At 72.7% G+C, this 21000-nt stretch carries 20 protein-coding genes; 6 read left to right on the top strand and 14 right to left on the bottom strand.

Annotation, left to right across the window (positions count from 1 at the left end; all coding sequences use genetic code 11):
• Positions 1–26: 26 nt before the first annotated feature.
• Positions 27–296: a GlsB/YeaQ/YmgE family stress response membrane protein gene (locus ACF068_RS04100; protein WP_392272549.1), complete on the bottom strand. Its 270-nt coding sequence runs from the start codon at positions 294–296 to the stop codon at positions 27–29.
• An 85-nt stretch (positions 297–381) separates the two neighbouring features.
• On the opposite strand from ACF068_RS04100, the gene ACF068_RS04105 reads away from it, so the two are divergent.
• Complete coding sequence (locus ACF068_RS04105) at positions 382–1596, top strand: APC family permease (RefSeq protein ID WP_392272550.1); 1215 nt, start codon at positions 382–384, stop codon at positions 1594–1596.
• A gap of 183 nt (positions 1597–1779) precedes the next feature.
• Here the strand turns inward: ACF068_RS04105 and ACF068_RS04110 are convergent, their stop codons facing one another.
• From ACF068_RS04110 to ACF068_RS04170, 13 genes are all read right to left on the bottom strand, one after another.
• Positions 1780–2172 carry a YccF domain-containing protein gene (locus ACF068_RS04110; RefSeq protein ID WP_392272551.1) on the bottom strand — a complete coding sequence of 131 codons (393 nt, stop codon included), beginning with the start codon at positions 2170–2172 and terminating at the stop codon, positions 1780–1782.
• Positions 2169–3032, bottom strand: a complete 864-nt coding sequence (gene htpX / locus ACF068_RS04115) for a zinc metalloprotease HtpX (RefSeq protein WP_392272552.1) — start codon at positions 3030–3032, stop codon at positions 2169–2171. Before htpX ends, ACF068_RS04110 begins: the two co-directional genes overlap by 4 nt.
• A gap of 146 nt (positions 3033–3178) precedes the next feature.
• Positions 3179–3634, bottom strand: coding sequence for a large conductance mechanosensitive channel protein MscL (gene mscL / locus ACF068_RS04120; RefSeq protein WP_392272553.1), 456 nt, complete (start codon positions 3632–3634; stop codon positions 3179–3181).
• A gap of 35 nt (positions 3635–3669) precedes the next feature.
• The gene (locus ACF068_RS04125; protein WP_392272554.1) at positions 3670–5199 is read right to left on the bottom strand and encodes an NADH-quinone oxidoreductase subunit N; all 1530 of its coding nucleotides are present in this window, start codon (positions 5197–5199) and stop codon (positions 3670–3672) included.
• On the bottom strand, positions 5196–6773 hold the full coding sequence (locus ACF068_RS04130; protein WP_392272555.1) for an NADH-quinone oxidoreductase subunit M: 1578 nt from the start codon (positions 6771–6773) through the stop codon (positions 5196–5198). The genes ACF068_RS04125 and ACF068_RS04130 overlap by 4 nt, the downstream gene beginning before the upstream one ends.
• 3 nt (positions 6774–6776) lie before the next feature.
• Positions 6777–8777 (bottom strand): NADH-quinone oxidoreductase subunit L, encoded by a 2001-nt coding sequence (locus ACF068_RS04135; protein WP_392272556.1) that lies wholly within the window; start codon positions 8775–8777, stop codon positions 6777–6779.
• Complete coding sequence (gene nuoK, locus ACF068_RS04140; RefSeq protein ID WP_392272557.1) at positions 8774–9148, bottom strand: NADH-quinone oxidoreductase subunit NuoK; 375 nt, start codon at positions 9146–9148, stop codon at positions 8774–8776. The genes ACF068_RS04135 and nuoK overlap by 4 nt, the downstream gene beginning before the upstream one ends.
• Entirely contained in the window at positions 9148–9717 is a 570-nt protein-coding gene (locus ACF068_RS04145; RefSeq protein ID WP_392272558.1) for an NADH-quinone oxidoreductase subunit J, read from the bottom strand. Before ACF068_RS04145 ends, nuoK begins: the two co-directional genes overlap by 1 nt.
• The gene (locus ACF068_RS04150) at positions 9714–10382 is read right to left on the bottom strand and encodes a NuoI/complex I 23 kDa subunit family protein (RefSeq protein WP_392272559.1); all 669 of its coding nucleotides are present in this window, start codon (positions 10380–10382) and stop codon (positions 9714–9716) included. The genes ACF068_RS04145 and ACF068_RS04150 overlap by 4 nt, the downstream gene beginning before the upstream one ends.
• Complete coding sequence (locus ACF068_RS04155; protein WP_392272560.1) at positions 10382–11350, bottom strand: NADH-quinone oxidoreductase subunit H; 969 nt, start codon at positions 11348–11350, stop codon at positions 10382–10384. The genes ACF068_RS04150 and ACF068_RS04155 overlap by 1 nt, the downstream gene beginning before the upstream one ends.
• On the bottom strand, positions 11347–12681 hold the full coding sequence (locus tag ACF068_RS04160; RefSeq protein ID WP_392272561.1) for an NADH-quinone oxidoreductase subunit C: 1335 nt from the start codon (positions 12679–12681) through the stop codon (positions 11347–11349). The genes ACF068_RS04155 and ACF068_RS04160 overlap by 4 nt, the downstream gene beginning before the upstream one ends.
• Positions 12678–13256 (bottom strand): NADH-quinone oxidoreductase subunit B, encoded by a 579-nt coding sequence (locus tag ACF068_RS04165; RefSeq protein ID WP_392272562.1) that lies wholly within the window; start codon positions 13254–13256, stop codon positions 12678–12680. The genes ACF068_RS04160 and ACF068_RS04165 overlap by 4 nt, the downstream gene beginning before the upstream one ends.
• The gene (locus tag ACF068_RS04170; protein WP_392272563.1) at positions 13247–13657 is read right to left on the bottom strand and encodes an NADH-quinone oxidoreductase subunit A; all 411 of its coding nucleotides are present in this window, start codon (positions 13655–13657) and stop codon (positions 13247–13249) included. Before ACF068_RS04170 ends, ACF068_RS04165 begins: the two co-directional genes overlap by 10 nt.
• Positions 13658–13838: 181 nt before the next feature.
• Between ACF068_RS04170 and ACF068_RS04175 the strand changes: the two genes are divergently transcribed.
• From ACF068_RS04175 to ACF068_RS04195, 5 genes are all read left to right on the top strand, one after another.
• Positions 13839–15014: a sensor histidine kinase gene (locus tag ACF068_RS04175; RefSeq protein ID WP_392272564.1), complete on the top strand. Its 1176-nt coding sequence runs from the start codon at positions 13839–13841 to the stop codon at positions 15012–15014.
• A gap of 169 nt (positions 15015–15183) precedes the next feature.
• Positions 15184–16497, top strand: a complete 1314-nt coding sequence (locus ACF068_RS04180) for a sensor histidine kinase (RefSeq protein ID WP_392272565.1) — start codon at positions 15184–15186, stop codon at positions 16495–16497.
• A gap of 281 nt (positions 16498–16778) precedes the next feature.
• Positions 16779–17450: a LuxR C-terminal-related transcriptional regulator gene (locus ACF068_RS04185; protein WP_392272694.1), complete on the top strand. Its 672-nt coding sequence runs from the start codon at positions 16779–16781 to the stop codon at positions 17448–17450.
• Between the two features lie 287 nt (positions 17451–17737).
• Positions 17738–19711: a 2-oxoacid:acceptor oxidoreductase subunit alpha gene (locus ACF068_RS04190; RefSeq protein ID WP_392272566.1), complete on the top strand. Its 1974-nt coding sequence runs from the start codon at positions 17738–17740 to the stop codon at positions 19709–19711.
• Positions 19704–20753, top strand: a complete 1050-nt coding sequence (locus tag ACF068_RS04195) for a 2-oxoacid:ferredoxin oxidoreductase subunit beta (protein ID WP_392272567.1) — start codon at positions 19704–19706, stop codon at positions 20751–20753. Before ACF068_RS04190 ends, ACF068_RS04195 begins: the two co-directional genes overlap by 8 nt.
• Positions 20754–21000 lie beyond the last annotated feature (247 nt).

The raw sequence follows: 21000 nt of genomic DNA on the forward strand, positions 1-21000 counted from the left end.
CGGGAGTGACCGGACGTCAACGGCGGTCAGCGCGAGCGGGAATGGCCGAACAGGATGCGGTAGGCGATCAGCAGGACCAGTGAGCCGCCGATGGCGGCCAGCCAGGTGGGGCCGTCGTAGAACTCGTTGCTGATGGGCCGGTCCAGGTAGCGGGCCGAGAGCCAGCCGCCGACGAACGCGCCCGCGATGCCGATGAGCGTCGTGCCGATCAGCCCGCCGGGGTCACGGCCGGGGAGCAGCACCTTGGCGATGACGCCGGCGAGCAGCCCCAGGATGATCCAGCTCAGGATGTCCATGCCGTGAACCTGCCTTTCGTGCGGTGTTGTCCCCGAGGACGCCCGGGGGCGGCCCGTGGTTGCGACGGTCAGTAGGGTGCGGCACATGGCACAGGAGCTGCGGCGGTCACTGGGCGTCCTCGACGCGGTCGTCATCGGGCTGGGGGCGATGGTGGGGGCCGGGATCTTCGTGGCCCTCGGCCCGGCGGCCGGCGCCGCCGGGAGCGGCCTGCTCCCGGGACTGGCGCTGGCCGGGGCGGTGGCCTACTGCAACGCGACGGCCTCGGCCCGGCTGGCCGCCCGCTACCCGGCCTCCGGCGGGACGTACGTGTACGGGCGCGAACGGCTGGGTCCCTTCTGGGGCTATCTCGCCGGCTGGGGGTTCGTGGTCGGCAAGACGGCGTCGTGCGCGGCGATGGCGCTGACGGTCGGGGCGTACGTGTGGCCGGGGCAGGCGCACGCGGTGGCGGTCGCGGCGGTGGTGGCGCTGACCGCCGTGAACTACGCGGGCGTCCGGAAGTCGGCGCTCGTCACCCGGGTGGTCGTGGCGGCGGTGCTGGCGGTCCTGGTGGCGGTGGTCGTCTCCTGCCTCGCGTCGGACGCGGTGGACCCCGCGCGGCTGGAACCGGCCGGGGACGCGTCCGCGGGCGGGGTGCTCCAGGCGGCGGGGCTGCTGTTCTTCGCGTTCGCCGGGTACGCCCGGATCGCCACGCTCGGCGAGGAGGTGCGGGATCCGGCGCGGACCATCCCGCGGGCGGTCCCGCTGGCGCTGGGCATCGCGCTGGTGGTGTACGCGGCGGTCGCGGTGGCCGTCCTGTCGGTGCTGGGCGCCCGCGAGCTGGCCGGGTCGGCGGCCCCGCTCGCGGACGCGGCGCGGGCGGCGGGGGCGGCCTGGCTGGTCCCGGTGGTCCGGGTGGGCGCGGCGGTGGCCGCCCTGGGTGCGCTGCTGGCGCTGATCCTGGGGGTGTCCCGTACGACGCTGGCGATGGCGCGCGACGGTCATCTGCCGCGCACGCTGGCGGCCGTGCACCCGCGCTTCCAGGTGCCGCACCACGCGGAGCTCGCGGTGGGGCTGGTCGTGGCGGTGGTGGCGGCGACGGCGGACGTGCGGGGCGCGATCGGCTTCTCGTCGTTCGGGGTGCTGGTGTACTACGCGATCGCCAACGCCTCGTCGTGGACGCTCGGTTCGGGGCGTGTCCTGGCGGCGGCCGGCCTGGCGGGCTGCCTGGCGCTCGCCTTCGCGCTGCCCATCACCTCGGTTCTGGCGGGGCTGGCGGTCCTGGCGGCGGGCGCGGTGCTGTACGCCGTCCGGCGCGACTGATCCGGGGCGCGGCAGGCGGAACGTGGCCTGTCCGCCGCCGGCGTGCGCGCGTTCGCCGGGGGTGCCGGCGCGGAGGACGGCGGCGCGCTGCTCGCCGACCGTCCGGACCGTGTCCCCGCCTCCGCGCTGGCGCCGCTGGTGCGCCATGACGGCAAGCCCGGATTCGTCGTCACCGACCCGGCGTCACCGGGTGGCGAAGGGCCGGTCGCTGGGGACGATCTCCTTGCCCAGCGGCAGCAGGGAGACGGGGATCAGCTTGAAGTTCGCGATGCCCAGCGGGATCCCGATGACGGTGAGGCACAGGGCGAGGCCCGTGGCGACGTGGCCGAGCGCCAGCCACCAGCCGGCGAGGACCAGCCACAGGACGTTGCCGACGCAGGACGGGGCTCCCGCGTCCCGGCGGTCGACGACGGTCTGGCCGAACGGCCACAGCGCGTAGAGGCCGATGCGGAAGGCCGCCAGGCCGAAGGGGATGCCGATGACGGTGACGCAGAGCAGCAGGCCCGCGAGCATGTAGCCGAGGAACATCCAGAAGCCGCCCAGGATGAGCCATATGACGTTCAGGATTGCTTTCACGGGCGGTGACCTGCCATCTGTTCGAGTCGGGCGATGCGTTCCGCCATCGGCGGGTGTGTCGAGAACATCCTGGCGAATCCCTGGCCGGGACGGAACGGGTTCGCGATCATCATGTGGCTCGCGGTCTCGATCCTCGGCTCCGGGGGCAGCGGCAGTTGCTTGGTGCCGGCCTCCAGCTTGCGCAGCGCGCCGGCCAGGGCGAGCGGGTCGCCGGTGAGCTGGGCGCCGGAGGCGTCCGCCTCGTACTCCCGGGAGCGGCTGATGGCGAGCTGGATCACCGATGCCGCGAGCGGCCCCAGAATCATGATCAGCAGCATGCCGAGCAGTCCGGGGCCGTCGTCGTCGTCGGAGCGGCCGACCGGTACGAGCCAGGCGAAGTTGACCAGGAACATGATCACGGAGGCGAGCGCTCCGGCCACCGAGGAGATCAGGATGTCCCGGTTGTAGACGTGGCTCAGCTCATGGCCGATGACTCCGCGCAGCTCGCGTTCGTCCAGGATCTGGAGGATGCCCTCGGTGCAGCACACGGCGGCGTTGCGGGGGTTGCGGCCGGTGGCGAAGGCGTTGGGGGCCTGGGTCGGCGAGATGTAGAGGCGGGGCATCGGCTGGCGGGCCTGGGTGGAGAGCTCCCGGACCATCCGGTACAGCTCGGGTGCCTGGAACTCGCTCACCGGGCGGGCGCGCATGGCGCGCAGCGCGAGCTTGTCGCTGTTCCAGTACGCGTACGCGTTGGTGCCGACGGCCACGAGGAGCGCGACGACCAGCCCCGTACGGCCGAAGAGGCTGCCGATCAGGATGATGAGTGCGGACAGCCCCCCGAGGAGTACGGCGGTCTTCAGCCCGTTGTGCCGGCGGTGCACGGTACGCCCTCCAAGTGGTGCGGCAGGGGGACCCTTTGCCTGGTGCTGGTCCACTGTTCAGTGGAACCTCCCGTACTGGTCAACGCCAGGCGGGCATGGCGGGTTCCCTGGCGCGCCGGGGGCGGGGGGCGGGCCGTTCGGGTGACTCAGCGCTGGGCGGGCAGCCCGGCCTTCTCCAACGCCTCGCGGACGGGCTCGACCTCGCTGGTGCAGTGGGCGCAGCGGCTGGCGACGGCCGGGATGGCGGAGAAGCAGCGCGGGCAGTCGCGGACCGCCGCCTTGATGTCGACGGGCTCGTCGCGCTTGAAGCGGGTCTGGATCTTCATCATCGGGACGACGACGCAGAAGTAGAGCACCGCCGCGGTGATCAGGAACGCCAGGGCGGCGCTGATGAACAGGCCGTAGGGGAACTTGGCGTCCCGGATCGTGAAGTAGGAGTGGCTGAAGTCGCCGACGGTGCCGGTCGCCATGCCGATGAGCGGGGTGATGAAGGCGTTGCTGAAGGCGGTGACGACCGCCGTGAAGGCCGCGCCGACGGCCAGGCCGATCGCCATGGAAATGATGTTTCCACGAAGGATGAAGTCCTTGAAACCGTTCAGCACGGCCGTGCTCCTCGATGGTGCGTGGGTCGACGGGGTCAGAAGAGGGTGGTCGCGGCGAAGCGCAGGACGAGCTGGGGGTAGCCGGACAGCACCACGCCAGCAACGGCCGTCACGACGATCGCCAGGGTGAGCGGCGCCGGAACGGCCTGCCGCGCGGCGGCCGGCTCGGCGGGGGCGCCCTCGGGCGCGCGGAACAGGACCGCCGTCCACTGGAGGTAGTAGTAGAGGGCGATGACGACGTTGACGCCCATCACGACCGCCAGCCAGCCCAGGCCCGCGTCGACCGCCGCCGAGAAGACGGTGACCTTCGCGAAGAGGCCGATGATGCCCGGGGGCAGGCCCGCCAGGCAGAGCAGGAAGAACGCCAGGACGAGCGCGGCGGCGGGCCGGGTGGCGTACAGGCCCCGGTAGTCGGAGATCCGGTTCAGCGGGTGCGTACGGGCGACCAGGGCCGCGACGGCGAAGGCGCCGAGGTTCACGACCGCGTACATCAGGGCGTACGCGACGGTGGCGCCGATCTGGTCGTCACCGGAGTACGCGGCGGCCGCGATCGGCACCAGCAGGTACCCGGCCTGGGCCACCGACGACCAGGCCAGCAGCCGTACCGCGCTCCACGCGCGCGTGGGGACCTGCCGGAGGGCGGCGACGTTCCCGGCGGTCATGGTGAGGGCGGCCAGCACGGCGAGGGCGGGCCCCCAGACGTCCGCGTACGTCGGGAAGGCGACGACGGTCACCAGGATGAGGCCGGTGAAGCCGACCGCCTTGCCCACGACGGAGAGGTAGGCGGCGATGGGCAGCGGCGCCCCCACGTAGGTGTCGGGGACCCAGAAGTGGAAGGGCACGGCGGCCGTCTTGAAGGCGAAGCCGACCAGGGTGAGCGCGACGCCCGCCTTGGCGAGGGTTTCCAGCCCCGCCGGCACGTCGTCCAGCAGGTGGGCGATCTCGGTGAGGTGCAGGGTGCCGGTCGCGGCGTACACGAAGCTGACGCCCAGGAGCATCACGGCGGTGGCCGTGACGGACGACAGGAAGAACTTCAGCGCCGCCTCGCCGGACATGCGGTCACCGCGCTTGAGGCCGACGAGCGCGAACGCGGGCAGCGACGCCACCTCCAGGGCGACGACCAGGGTGGCCAGGTCCCGGGAGGCGGGCAGCAGCGCGGCCCCGGCCGCCGAGGACAGCAGCAGGAACCAGAACTCGCCCGCCGGCAGCTTCTCCCTGGTGTCGTGCAGCGACAGCAGGGCCGTCAGGAGCGCCCCGCCCAGCACGAGGAACTGGATGACCAGGGCGAAGTGGTCGGCGGTGTAGCTGCACGCGCCGGCGTCGGTGGTCAGGCAGAAGGTGCTGCGGTCGCCCGCCCGCAGCGGTACCAGGGCCAGGAGTGCGGCGACGAGGCCGGTGACGGCTCCCCAGCCGAGGAGCTGCTTGCGGTCCCCCGGGACGAAGAGGTCGGCGACGAGGACGGCCAGGGCGACCGCGGCGGCGATGGTGGGCGGCGCGACGGCGGCCCAGTCGACGGACTGGACGAGGTCGCCCGCGCCCGGAGCGCTCGGGGCGGCGAGGGTCACGACTTGCCTCCTGCGAGGAGCTTCTGCACGGCCGGGTCGGTCAGACCGAGGAGGACCGCGGGCCAGAGGCCGGCGACGACGGTGAGCACGGCCAGCGGCGACCACGCGGCGAGCTCGTACCGCCGGATGTCGGGGAGCGCCGGCCGGTCGGCGCTGGGCGCGGCGCCCATGCAGACGCGCCGGACGACGACGAGGAGGTACGCGGCGGTGAGCAGCGTGCCGAACGCGCCGACGGCCATGAAGGTGAGGAACGCGGGACGGCTGAGGCCCTCGGCCGGCCGGAACGCGCCGAACAGCGCGAGCATCTCGCCCCAGAACCCGGCCAGGCCGGGCAGGCCGAGGGAGGCGACGGCGGCGAAGGCCAGGAGGCCGCCGAGGCGGGGCGCGCGGCCGTAGAGCGCCGCGCCGGTGGCTCCGGCCAGGGTGTCGAGGTCGGCGGTGCCGAACCGGTCCTTGATCGCGCCGACCAGGAAGAACAGCAGGCCGGTGATGAGCCCGTGGGCGACGTTGGCGAAGAGCGCGCCGTTGACGCCGGTGGGCGTCATGGTGGCGATGCCCAGCAGCACGAAGCCCATGTGGCCCACCGAGGAGTAGGCGATCAGGCGTTTGAGGTCGCCCTTGGCGCCGGTGCGCGCGAGGGACAGGCAGGCGAGGGATCCGTAGACGATGCCCGCGGCGGCGAACGCGGCGAGGTAGGGCGCGAGGACGTGCATGCCGTCGGGGGTGATCGGCAGGGCGATCCGGACGAAGCCGTACGTGCCCATCTTCAGCAGGACGCCGGCGAGGAGGACGGAGCCGACGGTGGGGGCCGCGGTGTGGGCGTCCGGCAGCCAGCTGTGCAGCGGCCACATCGGGGTCTTGACGGCGAGGCCGAGGCCGATCGCGAGGACGGCGATGACCTGCACGGACGTGGTGATGTCGCGGCCGTTGTCAGTGGCGAGTGCCACCATGTCGAAGGTGCCGGCCTTGAGCCCGATGAGGAGCAGGCCGAGCAGCATGACGACGGAACCGAGCAGGGTGTAGAGGATGAAGCGCCAGGCGGCCGCCCGGCGTCCCTCGCCGCCCCAGCGGGCGATGAGGAAGTACATCGGGATGAGCACCATCTCGAAGGCCAGGAAGAACAGCAGCAGGTCGAGGACGGCGAAGGTGGCCAGCGTGCCGGACTCCAGGACGAGCAGCAGGGCGACGAAGGCCCGGGGGGACGGGCCCGCGGGCATCGAGAAGTAGCCGTACAGCGCGCAGAGGAAGGTCAGCAGCGCGGTCAGGACCAGGAGGGGGAGGGAGATGCCGTCGGTGCCGAGGTGGATCCGTACGTCCAGGGCCGGGATCCAGCTGATGTCCGTCGTGGCCTGCATCCTCGACGGCTGGTCGTGGTCGAAGCCCAGCGCGAGGACGATCGCGGCGGCGAGGACGACGCCGGTGACGGTCACGCCGTGGCGGAGCACGGCCTGGTCGGGGGACTTCCCCTTCAGCCCGGGCGGGGCGGGCAGGAGGGCCGCCACCGCGCCGACGAGCGGGCCGACGACGATGAACGCGAGGAGGAACTGCATCACGGATGCGCTGATATCGATCACGGCTCACGATCCGGCGTTGACGTTGGCAAGGGCGACGGCGGCGATCGCCAGGACGACGGAACCGGCGATCAGGGCGCCGAGGTAGGTCTGCACGTTGCCCGTCTGGGCGCGGCGGACGGCCCGTCCCAGCAGGTTGGTGCCGCCGCCCGCCCCGCGTACGTAGGTCTCGACGACCTCGCGGTCGAGGAAGGCGACCAGGGAGGCGGCCGCCCTGACCGGGCGTACGAAGAGGGCGGAGTAGACGGCGTCCAGCCGGAACCCGGCCGCGGCGGAGGCGTGCAGCGGGCCGAGCAGCAGGCGTCCGGGGTCGGCGGGGTCGGGCGCCGAGGCGATGTCCCCGTAGGCGGGGGTGTGCGTGGCGATCGCCTCGGCCTCGGAGACGGCGGGGTCGGCCTCGGGGTGGGCGGCGACGGCGCCGATCGGCCGGCGGGCGGCGAGGGCGGTGGTGTGCCGCCAGGTGGCGTAGGTGACGAGTCCGCCGACGAGGGCGATGCCGGTGCCCAGCACGGCCGTGGTGACGGTCGGGGTCAGGGCGTGGCCGTCGAACCAGTCGTCGAGGACGCCCACGGTCAGGCCGAAGGCGAGGGAGGGCACGGCGAGCACCCACAGGACGGCGTTCATGACGGCCGGCTGCCGCCCGTGGTCGGGGGCCTCGGTGCCCCGCCCGCGGAAGGCCAGCAGCCACAGGCGGGTGGCGTACGCGGCGGTGAGGAGGGCGGTGATCAGACCGGAGACGAGGACGATCCAGCCGGCCCCGGCCGGGGCGACGGTCCGGTCGCCGAGGGCGGTGTGCTCGGCGGCCACGAGGACGGCCTCCTTGGAGAAGAAGCCGGCGAAGGGCGGGATCGCGGCCAGCGCGAGCAGGGCGACGGTCATCGTCCAGTACGCGTCGGGGACGCGGGCGGCGAGCCCCCGCATGCGGGACATCGCGGCCAGCGAGTTCGTTCCGGCGGCGTGGATGACCACACCGGCGGCGAGGAACAGCAGCGCCTTGAAGGCACCGTGCGACAGGAGGTGGAAGACGGCCGCGCCGCGGTCGCCGACGGCCAGGGCGCCCGCCATGTAGCCGAGCTGGCCGATGGTCGAGTAGGCGAGGACCCGCTTGATGTCGTCCTGGGCGAGGGCGGCGAGCCCGGACCCGACCATGGTGACCGCCGCCATCACGGCGAGCACGGTCATGGCGGCCGCGGAGGCGGCGAAGACGGGCAGGAGCCGCGCCACGAAGTACACGCCGGCGGCGACCATCGTCGCCGCGTGGATGAGCGCGGAGACCGGCGTCGGACCGGCCATGGCGTCCGGGAGCCAGGTGTGCAGCGGGAACTGCGCGGACTTGCCGGCCACGCCGGCGAGCAGGAGCAGGGCCACCAGGGTGGGGTGGTCGAGGCCGCCCGAGGCGACGGTCCCGAGGATCCCGGTGATCCGGAACGTGCCGGCGTCGGTGGCCAGCGCGAACAGGCCGATCAGGAAGGGGACGTCACCGAGTTTGGTGACGAGGAAGGCCTTGAGGGAGGCGGCCCGGGCCTCGGACGTCTCCCAGTAGTGGCCGACGAGGAAGTACGAGCAGATGCCCATGATCTCCCAGCCGACCAGCAGCACCATCAGGTCGCCGGAGTAGACGACGAGCAGCATGGCGGAGGTGAACAGGGAGACGAGCGCCGCGTAGGAGGGGTAGCGCGGGTCGTCGCGGAGGTAGCCCGTCGAGTAGAGCTGCACGCAGGAGGCGACCAGGCCGACGAGGACGGCGGTCAGGGCCGCGAAGCCGTCCACGTGCAGGGCGAGGTCGATCGGCACCGAACCGGTCGGGGTGAGCCGGGTCGCCGCGTCGATCGCCTCGCCGCCGCCCTGGCGTACGGCGACGAGGACGGCGAGCACGAGGGCGGCGAGCGTCGGCAGGACGGCCAGCGGGCGCACGAAGCCGGGAGCGGTGCGGCCGAGGAGGAGTCCGGCGGCGGCGCCGAGGAAGGGGAGGAGGGGGACGAGGACGGCGAGGGTCGTGGTGGTCACGCGGCGGCCTCAGCCTTCTCGTCGGGGCCCGTGGTGTCGTCCGCTCCGGCGTCGTCCGCGCCGGCGGTCTCGGCGTTGTCGCGGAGCCGGTCGATGTCCGAGGTGCCGCGGTTGCGGTGGACCATGAGGACGATCGCCAGGCCGATGCCGATCTCGGCGGCGGCGATGGCGATGGTGAACAGGGTCAGCGCCTGTCCGGCGTGCAGGGCGTCGCGCAGCCAGACGTCGAAGGCGACCAGGTTGAGGTTGACGGCGTTGAGCATCAGCTCGACGGACATCAGGACCAGGATCGCGTTGCGCCGGGCGAGCACCCCGTAGAGGCCGGTGCAGAACAGCAGGACGGCGAGGACCGCCGGGTAGGCGAGGTGCATCAGTTCCCGCCCTTCCGGGTCCGGACCGGCTCGGGGTCCTTGCGGGACAGGACGATGGCACCGACGAGGGCGGCCAGCAGGAGGACGGAGAGCGCCTCGAAGGGCAGCACCCAGTGCCGGAAGAGGATGGACCCGGAGACCGCGGTGGAGCCCTGGGCGGGCCCGTCGAGGTCGATCCAGGTGGTCCGGAAGGCGTCGACGACGACCCAGAGGAGGGCCGCCGCGGCGGCGACGGCCACGGCCAGGGCGGCCGGGCGGTTGCCGGAGTCGGCGTCCGGGGAGCGGCCGATGGGTGCCCGGGTGAGCATCAGCCCGAAGAGGAGGAGGACGACGACGGAACCGACGTAGATCAGGACCTGGACCCAGGCGATGAACTCGGCCGTGAGGAGCAGGTACTCGACGGCGAGGCCGCCGAGGGTCACGACCAGCCAGAGGGCGGCGTGCACCAGCTGCCTGGTGGTGACCGTGACGACGGCCGCGCCGAGGGTGACGACGCCGACGAGCAGGAAGGCGATCTCGACGCCGGTCGGGGAGAGGAAGCCGGGGGCGTTCGCGGCGGCGAGCGTCACGCGGTGCCTCCTTCGGCGGGGGGTGTGTCGGGGGTTCCGGTGGCCGCCCGGCCCGAGCCGGCCTCGGGGGCTTCGGCGGCTGGGGCGGCTTCGGCTGCGGGAGTTTCGGCGGCTTGGGCGGCTTCGGCTGCGGCGGCGGCTTGGGCGGCGGCCAGCTTCTCCGCGGCCTTGCGGGCGGCGGCGATCTCCTTGGGCTCCTCCGCGCCGGGGTCCAGGGCGGGCGGTTCCGGGACCGTCCACATCCACTCGCGCAGCTTGTCCCGTTCGTGGGTGAGCTCGTGGATGTCGGTTTCCGCGTACTCGAACTCCGGCGACCAGAACAGCGCGTCGAAGGGACAGACCTCGATGCAGATCCCGCAGTACATGCAGAGCGCGAAGTCGATGGCGAACCGGTCGAGGACGTTGCGGCTGCGCTCGCGGCCGCCGGGGGCGGCGGCGGGGACCGTCTCCTTGTGGGAGTCGATGTAGATGCACCAGTCCGGGCACTCACGGGCGCAGAGCATGCAGACCGTGCAGTTCTCCTCGAACAGTCCGATGACCCCGCGGGTGCGGGGCGGCAGCTCGGGCTGGGCGTCGGGGTACTGCGCGGTGTGGCTCTTCCGCGTCATCGTGCGGAGGGTGACGGCCAGGCCCTTGGCTAGGCCGGACCCGGGGATCGGAGCCATTACTGGATCACCACCTTGATGACGCCGGTGAGGGCGATCTGGGCGAGGGCGAGCGGGATCAGCGTGGTCCAGGCGAGCTTCTGGAGCTGGTCCTCGCGCAGCCGCGGGTAGCTCACGCGCAGCCAGATCACGATGAAGGCGAGCACGGCCGTCTTGAGCAGGGTCCACACCCAGCCGAGGCCCTCGGCGCCGAAGGGCCCGTGCCAGCCGCCGAGGAACAGGACGGTGGTCAGACCGCACAGCACGACGATGCCGGCGTACTCGGCCAGCAGGAACAGCGCGAAGCGCAGACCGGTGTACTCGGTGTACGCGCCGAAGATGATCTCGGAGTCGGCGACCGGCATGTCGAACGGCGGGCGCTGGAGTTCGGCGAGACCGGCGACGAAGAAGACGAGCGCGCCGACGATCTGCCAGGGCAGCCACCACCACTCGAAGGCGTCGAGGATGCCGGGCAGCGACACCGTGCCGGCCGCCATGGCGACGGAGGCGGCGGCGAGGAGCATGGGCAGCTCGTACGCGAGGAGCTGGGCGGCGGTGCGCAGTCCGCCGAGGAGGGAGAACTTGTTGGCGGACGCCCAGCCCGCCATCAGGGAGCCGAGCACGCCGACACCCATGACGGCGAGCACGAAGAAGACACCCGCGTCGACGACCTCACCGACGGCCCCGGCCCCGGGGCCGATCGGGATGGCGACCAGGACGAGGAGGTACGGGAGGAGCGCGACGGCGGGGGCGAGCTGGAAGACGCGGCGGTCGGCGTCGGCCGGGACCACGTCCTCCTTCTGCGCGAACTTCACCCCGTCCGCGACGAGCTGGGCCCAGCCGTGGAAGCCGCCGGCGTACATGGGGCCGAGACGGCCCTGCATGTGGGCCATGACCTTGTGCTCCGTCTGGCCGATGACCAGGGGCAGGACCAGGAACACGGCGAAGACGACGAGCAGCCGGACGGCGACGTCGAGTACGTCGTTCACGCGTCTCCTCCGGTCGTGCGTCGTGGTGCGGTGTCGTCGGGGCCCGGAGCGGCGGACGTGTCCTGCCGCTCGGGCCGGCCGGGCTCACCGGACTGTGCGGGCTGTTCGGGGTCTTCGGGCGGTTCGGGGGCTTCTCGTTGCTCGGACTGCGCGGGCTGCGCGGGGTCTTCTCGTTGCCCGGGCCGGCCGGGCTCTTCGGGCCGCTCGGGTCGCTCGGGCCGCTCGGGCCGCTCGGGTCGCTCGGTCTGCCGGGGCCGCTGTGGTGCGTCCGGGGCGGGGGCGTCCGGCTCGGGTGCCGGGGCCTCCGGGGCGGGCGCGGGCTCCGGGGCGGGGGCGTCCGGCTCGGGTGCCGGGGCCTCCGGGGCGGGCGCGGGCTCCGGGGCCGGCGGGGTGTCGTCGAAGGCGGGGCGCGGGTTGTTCCAGGGGGCGTCCGCGCTGCGGGTACGGGGCGGGGGCGCCGGGGCGGTTCCCGGTGCCGGCTCCGTCCGCCCCCCGGGGGTCGCCGGGGCGGCGGACTGGCTCGCCGAGCCGTCCGAGGCGCTGCGCGTACGGCGCGGGCGCGTCGTGGCGGGCGCCTCCGGGGCGGTCGCCCCGGGAGCCGTCGCCCCGGGAGCCGTCGCTTCAGGGGCCGTCGCTTCGGGGGCCGTCTGGCCGACGGAGCCCTCGCCCGCGGTGCGGGTACGGCGGACCGGGCGGTCACCGGCCGGGCGGGCGGCACGGGCGGGGCGCGCCGGGGCGGGCGGGAGCTGGCCCTTGAGGGGGCCCCAGTCGTTCGGGTCGGGAACGCCCGGCGGCAGCATCTGGCGCCGCTTGGGTCCGCCGTGCGCCGCGCCCGCCGCGGGCTCGCCCGGCTCCTTGGCGCCCGGCCACGCCTTGGCCACGCGCGCGGCCAGCACGAAGTCCTTGCGCAGCGGGTGGCCCTCGAAGCCCTCCGGCAGCAGCAGCGGCACCAGGTGCGGGTGGCCGGTGAAGGTGACGCCGAACATCTCGTGCGTCTCGCGCTCGTGCCAGGCGGCGCCCGCGTAGACGTCCACGGCGCTGGGAAGGGCGGGGGCGTCGTGCGGCACGGTCGTGCGCAGCAGGAGCCGCCGCACCCGGCCGCCCTCCAGGGCGACGACATGGGCGCAGACGCGGAAGCCGGTGGCCGGCTCGTCGACCGCGCTCAGCCAGTCGAAGTAGGTGCAGCCCAGCTCGTCCCGGGCGGTCTCCAGGGCGGCGGTCCAGGCACCGGCGGGGACGTCGACCGTGAGCAGCTCGTACGCGCGCTCGGCCGTGGCCTCGTCGCCGAAGACCTCGGTCACCGCTTCCGGGAGCCGGTCGTACGCGTTCACGCCGTACCTCCCGGCGGGGGCACCAGGCCGCTGCGGAGCTGGCCGACCGACGACGGGCGTCCGTGGCCGTAGCGCTCGGCCAGCGACTCCCGGGCGATCTTCTCCTGGAGCTTGAGGATGCCCTGGAGCAGCGCTTCGGGCCGGGGCGGGCAGCCGGGCACGTACACGTCGACCGGGATGATCTGGTCGACGCCCTTGGTGACGGAGTACGAGTCCCAGTACGGCCCGCCGCAGTTGGAGCAGGCCCCGAAGGAGATCACGTACTTGGGCTCGGGCATCTGCTCGTACAGCCGGCGCACGGCGGGTGCCATCTTGTCCGTGACGGTGCCGGACACGACCATCAGGTCGGCCTGGCGCGGTCCGGGGGCGAAGGGGATCACGCCGAGCCGGATGAAGTCGTGGCGTGCCATCGACGCGGCGATGAATTCGATCGCGCAGCAGGCGAGCCCGAAGTTGAAGACCCACAGGCTGTACCGGCGGCCCCAGTTCAGGACCACCTTCATCGGCTCGGGCGCGAGCCGGGCGAGGGCTCCGAGCCTCTTCGGCTCGGGAAGATCGACAGGGGTCACGTCCATGTCAGGACGCCCTTCTTGTACGCGTAGAGCAGTCCCACGGCCAGGAAGCCGAGGAAGATGAACATCTCGACCAGCGTGGTGGCGCCGTAACCGGGTGCGGCGAAGACGGTCGCCCAGGGGAAGAGGAAGATCGAGTCCACCGCGAAGACGACGTACAGAAAAGCGTAGACGTAGTAGCGGACCTGGGTGTGGGCCCAGCCCTCCCCCACCGGGTCGACGCCGCATTCGTACGTCAGCAGCTTCTCCGGCGTCGGCACCACGGGCCGCAGCAGCCGGCCGGCCGCGAAGGCGACCGCCACGAACAGCACGCCGATCACGGCGAGCAGGCCGACGACCGAATAGCTCTGGAAATAGTCGGCGGCGAGTACGGTCGGTACGGTCCGCACGGTCGGTTCCGGCACGTCCGTGTCCCTCGCTCCCTGCCCTCGCGGCGATGCTTATGCGATCTGTACGCACGGGAGTCTAGGCCCTGGCAAAGCGCCGGTAATCAGCCGTGCCGCACTTCAGGTGGGGCTACCCCTACGTCACGTCCCCCCACGAACCCCATGGCGTGCGCCGGTGCGGCCCGGCAGGCTGGGCCGCATGACCGCACGCATCGCATTCGACCGGCACGTCTGGAAGGAGGTCGCCCACCTCCTGGCCAACTTCCCGATGGCCCTGACCGGGTTCGTCTACGTGGTGACCATGGTGGCCGTCGGGGCCGGGCTGTCGGTGACCGTGGTCGGCCTGCCGCTGCTGGCCGCCGGTCTGGCGGGAGCGCGGCTGCTGGGCCGGGCGGAGCGGGTGCGGGCGAGGCTGCTCCTCGGCCTGCGGATCGACGAGCCGAGCACGCTGCCGTACTGGCCGCGCGGTGATCTGGGCCGCTGGCTGTGGACGGCGCTCAAGGATCCGGTGGCGTGGCGGACGGTGCTGTACCACTTCGTCCGGCTGCCCTGGGGCGTGCTGACGTTCGCCGTGACCCTGGTGGGGCTGATCGTGCTGTGGCCGGTGCTGCCGTACGTCGTCCGGGGGCTGGCCAACGCCGACCGGGCGATGGTGCGCGGGCTGCTGGCGCCGTCCGACGAGCTGGAGCGGCGCGTGGCGGAGCTGGAGTCGGACCGGGGGGTGGTCGTCGACACGGCCGCCGCCGACCTGCGCCGTATCGAGCGGGACCTGCACGACGGCGCCCAGGCCCGGCTGGTGGCCCTCGCCATGGGGCTCGGCCTGGCGAAGGAGAAGCTGCTGGAGGACCCCGAGGCCGCGGCCGCCATGGTCGACGAGGCGCACGGCGAGGTGAAGCTCGCCCTCCAGGAGCTGCGCGACCTGGCCCGGGGCATCCACCCCGCCGTCCTCACCGACCGCGGACTGGACGCCGCCCTGTCCGCGATCGCGTCCCGCTGCACCGTGCCGGTCACGGTGACCGTCGACCTGGCGGAGCGGCCGGCCGAGGCGATCGAGGGGATCGCCTACTTCACCGTCTCGGAGCTCCTCCAGAACGTCTCGAAGCACTCCCGGGCGCGCTCGGCCGCGGTCGACATATGGCGGGCGGACGACCGGATGCTGATCCAGGTCAGCGACGACGGGCACGGGGGCGCCCGGCTCGACGGGGGCACGGGCCTGGCGGGCCTGGCGGAGCGGCTCGGGGCGGTGGACGGCCTGTTCCTCCTGGAGTCCCCGGCCGGCGGGCCGACGGCGGTCACCGCCGAGCTGCCCTGGCGCCGCCGTGAGGTGCCCCCCGCCTCCACCGCCGCCGCCACCACCACCACCACCACCCGCTAGCGGACACGACCTAGGGGGGATAACCCCCGGTCGAAGACGGATACGGGCCTCATGGTGCCGACCGGCCCGAACCAGCAGGCTTGACGTACGGAACGCGGCGCACCCCGCCGCACCCCCTCTGACGCGCATCGCGCCCGTGGGCGACGACGAGAAACGGACGGACTTTCCGATGGCCCTGGCTTATGGACCGGAGACCGGGCAGCACCGCCTTCCCGCGGCGTTGCGGGCACCCTTCGAGGCCCGGACGTGGCGCGAGTTCGGGTATCTGCTGACCGGACTGCCGCTGAGCATCTTCTTCTTCGCCTCGTCCATAGCCATGGTGTCGCTCGGCGCCGGCCTGGTCGTCACCTTCCTCGGCATTCCGCTGCTCGCCGCCGCCCTGGTCATGTGCCGTGGTTTCGGCGCGGTGGAGCGGGCGCGGGCGCGGCGCCTGCTGGGGTTGAAGATCGCCGCTCCGTCGCCCGTGCGGGGCCGGTCCGGGGGCGGGCTGATGGGCTGGGTGGGCGGCGTCCTCAAGAGCGGCGAGTCCTGGCGCCACTTCCTCTACTCGGTGGTGCACATGCCGTGGGCGATCTTCGCCTTCACGGTCGCGGTGGTCTTCTGGACATACGGCTGGGGCTTCCTGACGTACCCGCTGTGGCGGTGGGTCTTCCCGGTGTACGCGGGGGTGGGCGGTCTTCAGCTGTACGGCGACGGGACGCACGACTTCTACCTGGACTCCCCGCTGGAGATAGCGGCGACCAGCCTGGTGGGGCTGCTGTTCGTGCTGGTCGCACCGTGGGTGATCCGGGCGCTGGCGACGGTGGACCGGCTGATGGTGACCGGGCTGCTGAGTCCGTCGCGGCTGGCGACCCGCGTGGTGGAGCTGGAGTCGGACCGGGGGGTGGTCGTCGACACGGCCGCCGCCGACCTGCGCCGTATCGAGCGGGACCTGCACGATGGCGCCCAGGCCCGGCTGGTGGCCCTCGCCATGGATCTGGGTCTGGCGAAGGAGAAGCTGCTGGAGGACCCGCGGACGGCGGCCGCCATGGTCGACGAGGCGCACGGCGAGGTGAAGCTCGCCCTCCAGGAGCTGCGCGACCTGGCCCGGGGCATCCACCCCGCCGTCCTCACCGACCGCGGACTGGACGCCGCCCTGTCCGCGGTGGCCTCCCGCTGCACCGTGCCGGTGCGGGTGGAGGTGGATCTGCCGACGCGGCCGGCGGCGGCGATCGAGGGGATCGCCTACTTCACCGTCTCGGAGCTCCTCCAGAACGTCTCGAAGCACTCACGAGCCACGCGTGCCACGGTCGACGTATGGCGAGTGAACGACAGGCTGATGCTCCAGGTGACGGACGACGGCTGTGGCGGCGCGGACGTGACCGGGGGCAGGGGCCTCGCGGGGCTGACGGAGCGGCTGGACGCGGTGGACGGCATCCTCGCCGTGCAGTCGCCGGCCGGGGGGCCGACGACGGTCACCGCCGAGCTGCCCTGGAGGGGCTGACACCCCCGGCCGCTGCGCCGGTCCGGCTGCCGTGCCCCCGCCCTCCCGGGCGGGGGCGGCGACCGCGGCGTCCCCGCGGTGTCCGCCTCCCGGCGCGTCCCCTCCCCCGCCCCGGTGACCGCTTCCCGGCGCGTCCCCTCCCCCGTCCCGGTGGCCGCTTCCCCGCCGTCGGCCGGCCAGTTGTCCACAGGCCGGCCCGTCGGCGACCGGCGGCTGGGATGCTGGGTCCCAGACGCGGGAACCGCGTCGTGGACATCGATTCATGGGGGATGCGGCTCGTGGTGGAGGACAGGGTTCGGGTGGTCATCGCGGAGGATTCCGTACTGCTCCGGGAGGGACTGACCCGGCTGCTGACCGACCGGGGGCACGATGTCGTCGCCGGTGTCGGGGACGGCGAGGCGCTGGTCAAGACGGTGGACGCGCTGGCGGTCGAGGACGCGCTGCCGGACGTGGTGGTCGCCGACGTGCGGATGCCGCCGACCCACACCGACGAGGGGGTGCGGGCGGCGGTGCGGCTCCGGAAGGAGCACCCGGGCATCGGCGTGCTGGTGCTGTCGCAGTACGTGGAGGAGCGGTACGCCACGGAGCTGCTGGCCGGGAGCAGCCGGGGCGTGGGCTATCTGCTGAAGGACCGGGTCGCCGACGTCCGGGAGTTCGTGGACGCGGTGGTGCGGGTGGCCCGGGGCGGCACCGCGCTGGATCCGGAGGTGGTGGCCCAGTTGCTGGGCCGCAGCCGCAAGCAGGACGTGCTGGCGGCGCTGACGCCGCGCGAGCGGGAGGTCCTCGGTCTGATGGCGGAGGGCAGGACGAACTCCGCGATCGCCCGTGAGATGCGGGTGAGCGAGGGCGCGGTGGAGAAGCACGTGAGCAGCATCTTCCTGAAGCTCGGGCTGTCGCCGAGCGACGGTGACCACCGGCGGGTGCTCGCGGTGCTGACCTATCTGAACGGCTGACGTGCGGCGCCCGCGCAGCCGGCTCCACCGGCCACTGAGCCTGCCGCAGGGCCCGGTACCGAAGGATGAGTCGGGAGCGTCGTTACCGAACGGCGCGGGGGGAGACGAAGCATGATGATCCAGGGCGTAAGGATGTCTCAGAGAGACGTCCATCATGTGAGCGGTCCAGGGAAGGCGACCCTTACGGACGTAGGGTGGGCCTTGGGACGGCCGGTGGGCCGGCTGTCTCCCGAGCGTTCCCCCGCCGACGGCGGGGTGGCCCCTTGTCTCGAGGGAGGTCCAGTTCAGTGACCAGCCAGGTCAGTAGCCCAGCCGAGCAGGCCGACGGGTCCGGCGGAGCCGGCGAGGCGGCCGGCGAGGCCGTCGTCGGGGAACAGCGTGGCGGCCCCGGCCGCAACGGTGCGGAGAAGGAAGTACGCCGTCTGGACCGGGTGATCATCCGCTTCGCGGGTGACTCGGGCGACGGTATGCAGCTCACGGGTGACCGGTTCACGTCGGAGACGGCGTCGTTCGGCAACGACCTGTCGACCCTGCCGAACTTCCCGGCCGAGATCCGCGCCCCCGCCGGCACCCTGCCGGGCGTCTCGTCCTTCCAGCTGCACTTCGCCGACCACGACATCCTCACCCCGGGTGACGCGCCGAACGTCCTGGTCGCGATGAACCCCGCCGCGCTGAAGGCGAACATCGGCGACGTGCCGCGCGGCGGCGAGATCATCGTCAACACCGACGAGTTCGCCAAGCGCGCCATGGCGAAGGTCGGTTACGAGACCTCGCCCCTGGAGGACGGGTCCCTGGACGGGTACCGGGTCCACCCGGTACCGCTGACGACCCTGACGATCGAGGCGCTCAAGGAGTTCGGCCTGTCCCGCAAGGAGGCCGAGCGTTCCAAGAACATGTTCGCGCTCGGGCTGCTCAGCTGGATGTACCACCGGCCGACCGAGGGCACCGAGAAGTTCCTGCGGCAGAAGTTCGCCAGGAAGCCGGAGATCGCCGAGGCCAATGTGGCCGCGTTCCGGGCGGGCTGGAACTTCGGCGAGACGACCGAGGACTTCGCCGTCTCCTACGAGGTGGGCCCGGCCACCAAGGCGTTCCCCACCGGCACCTACCGCAACATCTCCGGGAACCTGGCGCTGTCCTACGGCCTGATCGCCGCGTCCCGGCAGGCCGACCTGCCGCTGTACCTGGGGTCGTACCCGATCACCCCGGCCTCGGACATCCTGCACGAGCTGTCCAAGCACAAGAACTTCGGCGTCCGCACCTTCCAGGCGGAGGACGAGATCGCCGGCATCGGTGCCGCCCTGGGCGCGGCCTTCGGCGGGTCGCTGGCGGTCACCACCACGTCGGGCCCCGGTGTGGCGCTGAAGTCGGAGACCATCGGGCTCGCGGTCTCGCTGGAGCTGCCGCTGCTGATCGTGGACATCCAGCGCGGCGGCCCGTCCACCGGTCTGCCGACCAAGACCGAGCAGGCCGACCTGCTCCAGGCGATGTACGGGCGCAACGGCGAGGCCCCGGTACCGGTCGTGGCACCGAGGACCCCGGCGGACTGCTTCGACGCGGCCCTGGAGGCGGCGCGTATCGCGCTGACCTACCGGACCCCGGTGTTCCTGCTCTCCGACGGTTACCTGGCCAACGGCTCGGAGCCGTGGCGCATCCCGGACCTGGAGGAGCTGCCCGACCTGGGCGTCCGGTTCGCCACCGGGCCCAACCACACCCTGCCCGACGGCACCGAGGTCTTCTGGCCGTACAAGCGCGACCCCGAGACGCTGGCCCGCCCGTGGGCGCTGCCCGGCACGCCCGGGCTGGAGCACCGCATCGGCGGCATCGAGAAGCAGGACGGCACGGGCAACATCTCCTACGACCCGGCCAACCACGACTTCATGGTCCGCACCCGGCAGGCCAAGATCGACGGCATCGACGTGCCGGAGCTGGAGGTCGACGACCCGGGTTCCGCCGCCCGCACCCTGGTGCTGGGCTGGGGCTCGACGTACGGGCCGATCACGGCGGCGGTGCGGCGGCTGCGGTCGGCCGGCGAGTCCATCGCCCAGGCCCACCTGCGCCACCTCAACCCCTTCCCGAAGAACCTCGGGGTCGTGCTCCGGCGGTACGACAAGGTCGTCGTGCCGGAGATGAACCTGGGCCAGCTCGCCACTCTCATCAGGGCGAAATATCTGGTCGACGCACACAGCTACAACCAGGTGAACGGCATGCCGTTCAAGGCCGAGCAGCTCGCCACGGCTCTCAAGGAGGCCATCCATGACTGAGGCGCTGAAGCTGGTGCCCAAGGCCGAGGCCAAGCAGTCCATGAAGGACTTCAAGTCCGACCAGGAAGTGCGCTGGTGCCCCGGTTGCGGTGACTACGCGATCCTCGCCGCCGTGCAGGGCTTCATGCCCGAGCTCGGCCTGGCGAAGGAGAACATCGTCTTCGTCTCCGGGATCGGCTGCTCCTCCCGTTTCCCGTACTACATGAACACCTACGGGATGCACTCGATCCACGGCCGTGCGCCCGCGATCGCGACCGGTCTGGCCTCCTCCCGCACCGATCTGTCCGTATGGGTCGTCACGGGCGACGGCGACGCGCTGTCCATCGGCGGCAACCACCTGATCCACGCCCTGCGGCGCAACGTCAACCTCAAGATCCTGCTGTTCAACAACCGGATCTACGGGCTCACCAAGGGGCAGTACTCCCCGACGTCCGAGGTCGGCAAGGTCACCAAGTCGACGCCGATGGGCTCGCTCGACGCGCCGTTCAACCCGGTGTCGCTGGCGATCGGCGCGGAGGCGTCGTTCGTGGCGCGGACCGTCGACTCGGACCGCAAGCACCTCACCGAGGTGCTGCGGCAGGCCGCCGACCACCCCGGCACGGCGCTGGTGGAGATCTACCAGAACTGCAACATCTTCAACGACGGCGCCTTCGAGGCACTGAAGGACAAGGAGCAGGCGGAGGAGGCGGTGATCCGCCTGGAGCACGGGCAGCCGATCCGCTTCGGCCCGGACGGCGCCAAGGGTGTCGTGCGGGACCCGGCCACCGGTGATCTGAAGGTCGTCGTGGTGACTCCGGAGAACGAGGACCGGATCCTGATCCACGACGCCCACAGCGCGAGCCCCACCACGGCGTTCGCGCTGTCCCGGCTCGCGGACCCGGACACTCTGCACCACACGCCCGTCGGGGTGTTCCGGTCCGTCGAACGTCCCGTGTACGACACGCAGATGGCCGACCAGCTCGACGCGGCCGTCGAGCTGAACGGCAAGGGCGACCTCGCCGCGCTGCTCGCGGGCAAGGACACCTGGACGGTCGTCGGCTGACGTTCCGCGGCGGGCGTCGCCGCCACCGCTCGAAGGCCCGGGTCCTCCTCAGGAGGCCCGGGCCTCGTCGTCGGCACCGTACGCCCGCCGGACGCCGCCGGGTGCCGGCCGGCGGTCCCCTCCGCCGGCCGTGACGCGCACTGTGACGGAGCTGTCATGACCGTATGCCGGTACGGGCATGACAGCCGCCCTCGCCCGGCGCTACCGTCGACGGCAGGGCGTAGCGCGGGGCACGGCGGGAAGGACG

The organism is Streptomyces sp. NPDC016309 (genome assembly GCF_043077235.1).
Taxonomy (GTDB): domain Bacteria; phylum Actinomycetota; class Actinomycetes; order Streptomycetales; family Streptomycetaceae; genus Streptomyces.